Raw genomic sequence first — 2,619 nt, 5'->3', positions numbered from 1 at the left:
AACACTGATGGTGTGAACCCGCGGGTCACGCAGACAAAACAGATCGTTAAACACGATCGGGTGCAGGGGAGCGCAGAGCTGCTTCAACAGCAGCGAAGGGGTATGGAGATGGCCACCCTTGTCGGTGGGACTAATGATGAACACGCCCATGTCATGGCGTTGGGCGGCGACCAACGCAGGTTCGTTGTCTTGGCGGATGTAGTACCAATGCAAATTCACATAATCGAATGCATCAGAGTTGATCGCAGCTTCGATGACGCTGGTTTCAGCATGAGTCGAAAAACCCACATGGTCGATACGTCCCTCTTGCTGCCAGCGGCGCACCACCTCCATACAGCCGCCTGGACGCAGCGTTTGCTCCAGATGATCCAACCTGTTGATGCCATGAATCGCCAGCAACTCAATTCGCCGAACGTTTAGGCGCTCCAGGCTGAGTTCGAGCTCGGCTTCAAACATCGCAGGATCGTCCCGAGGGGGCACCTTGGTTTGAAGGATGCGATCTGGATCAGGTGAATGGGGGAGGGCCCAGCCAAGTTGCCGCTCGGAGCTGCCGTAATGCCGAGCTGTTTCCACATGGTGAAATCCAAGCTCCACCGCACGGTGGAGTGTCGTCTGCACCGTGCCTTGAGCCTCCTGAGTAATTACCTCAGCCTCAAGATCCGACCAACTCTGCTGAAACCTCATCCCCCCCAGGGACAGGACTGGCATTGCTAGCTCTGTGCGACCAAAGCGTCGTGTTGGCAAAGCCAAGGAAGCCTGTGATGCCATCGAGTTCAGTCTTGAGGCTGCCGAGGAAGAATGCGTCTTGGACGAGCAGGTGAGGGAAGCCCGAGCGGTAGAAGCTCCTGAGCGTCGAGCTGCGCTTGGAGCCCCTCGAGGTCATCAAAGGCAACCCAGTGAATGCAGTCCACGGGACAGGTTTCAATGGCCTCTTGAATCCGCGCAGAACTGTCCCCGTCCTGGCGAATCGCACGCGAGCGCCCCAAATTGGGCTCGATGATGAAGGTGTTGCAAGCCACATGAGCGCAATACCTGCAGCCAATACAAACAGCCTCATCAACCCACACCGCTTTTTCAGCGAGAGCACCACCCAAGACGGGTTCCATCCCAGAGCATTGATGATCCTCAAGAGAGGAGGCGCTGTAAGCAACGGCGGGATTACCGGAGGAGGCATTCACGGGTTGATCGTCCACCCGCTGTGAATCAGGCATCCCAACGGGTAACGACAAGCTCGATCGATCCATCCTGACAATCACGCTGCTCGGCAACGTCAAAGCCCTCGGAAAGGGAAGCTTTCAACACCGTGTTGAGAGCGTAGCGCTGCGTGAGACGAGACAAAAAACGCTCAATTGGCACGGACTGGCGCCACAAATCCAGGTCGGTCACAAACTCATAGGCACCGTTGGATTCATTCCATACGAAGCCGAAATCAGCAGACTCCTGAAGGGTGACCGCCAATTCAGCTTCCACGGTTTGGCCGCGATATCCGCGTACGGGATGACCTCCCTGTTTGGGCTCATACCCAAGGTCTTCGAGGGCAGAGACTAATGACTCACGCTGGCGAAGTTCCGTTTTGACAGTGCTGAAATGGGACATCAGGAGGGCTCGACGAACTGGGACTGGGACTGTGCTTGGGTTGTGACGTAGGCATCAGACGTTGGCTGACGGCGTTCCACCGTGCCTAAAACTGATTCCAAACGTTCCGTCAGTTGCAGACAAGCGTCACCGACAACGCCTTCCACCTGCTCCTCGACGCGACCGTCTGGACGAATTCGGAAACGAAGCGTGCGCTCAGGCATGCACCACACCCAACAATGAACAGATGTTAAAGGCGATATCGCGAAGCTGATGGGTGGTGGTGTCAGTTCGTCCGATCAGCTGAACAATCCCTCGTCCATCAAGGTTTGAAGTCGATCCAAAACATCGGGGGATTCCATCTGCTCGAGAGCCGTGCGGGCTTCATCGCGAACAGACCTTTCACAATCGTGCAAAAGCGCACGCACAAACACCTCAATCACCTCGAGGCGACGGGGTTCCACAAGATGCTCGAGCAGGCGACCCAGAGCCCAGATGCAATTGCTTCGCACCACGGATTCAGTGTCGATTCGCAAGCTAATCAACAACTGGCCCGCCGCTGGATCTGCTTTTGCAGCAGAGGTCACTCCAGCTTCAGCAAGAGACACCGAAGCCCACAACCGCACCGCAGCCACATCGGTCTGCAGGGCACGAATCAAGGGATTCAGCACAGGTGCATCGGGATAATTCCCAAGGCTCCAGGCCGTGGCTTTGCGCACATAGGCATTGCTGTCGTCTTGCAGCAATTTCAAAAGGGGCCCCACAGCAGGGGGAGAGGGATTGCGACCAAGCGCGTAGACGGCGCTCATGCGCACAACGGGACACACCTCATCGAGGAGCGGCAACAGCAGGGGAACCGAACGGGGATCTCGATGTTCACAAAAAACACGCAATCCTTGGAGCTGCTGATCATGCCCCTGCTGCAACCAGTTCAAGGCCTCATCACATTGCCGGATGGCCTCTAGAGCATCCTGCTCTGGATCGTCAAGATCGATTTCATCGAGAGGATCACCCACCTCTTCAGCTTCAAGCTCACGGGCGAGC

The 2,619-nt window shown here is 56.4% G+C and carries 5 protein-coding genes; all 5 read right to left on the bottom strand.

All coding sequences use genetic code 11. From position 1 onward, the window contains the following. Positions 1-768: aldo/keto reductase (locus NCN04_RS10415; protein WP_250396055.1), on the bottom strand; the 768-nt coding region annotated here is incomplete at its 3' end. A gap of 5 nt (positions 769-773) precedes the next feature. Continuing rightward, a complete protein-coding gene (locus NCN04_RS10410; RefSeq protein ID WP_250396056.1) occupies positions 774-1,211 on the bottom strand; it encodes a ferredoxin in 438 nt (145 codons plus the stop codon). After that, the gene (locus tag NCN04_RS10405; RefSeq protein ID WP_048347179.1) at positions 1,204-1,596 is read right to left on the bottom strand and encodes a DUF1257 domain-containing protein; all 393 of its coding nucleotides are present in this window, start codon (positions 1,594-1,596) and stop codon (positions 1,204-1,206) included. The genes NCN04_RS10410 and NCN04_RS10405 overlap by 8 nt, the downstream gene beginning before the upstream one ends. Continuing rightward, entirely contained in the window at positions 1,596-1,799 is a 204-nt protein-coding gene (locus NCN04_RS10400) for a DUF2997 domain-containing protein (RefSeq protein ID WP_048347180.1), read from the bottom strand. The genes NCN04_RS10405 and NCN04_RS10400 overlap by 1 nt, the downstream gene beginning before the upstream one ends. A 75-nt stretch (positions 1,800-1,874) precedes the next feature. Continuing rightward, positions 1,875-2,619: HEAT repeat domain-containing protein (locus NCN04_RS10395; RefSeq protein ID WP_250396054.1), on the bottom strand; the 745-nt coding region annotated here is incomplete at its 5' end.

The sequence above is a fragment of the Synechococcus sp. MU1655 genome (genome assembly GCF_023630655.1).
GTDB lineage: Bacteria > Cyanobacteriota > Cyanobacteriia > PCC-6307 > Cyanobiaceae > Synechococcus_C.
The sequence above is the reverse complement of the archived record's forward strand: the minus strand, read 5'-3'. Positions and strand labels throughout refer to the sequence as shown.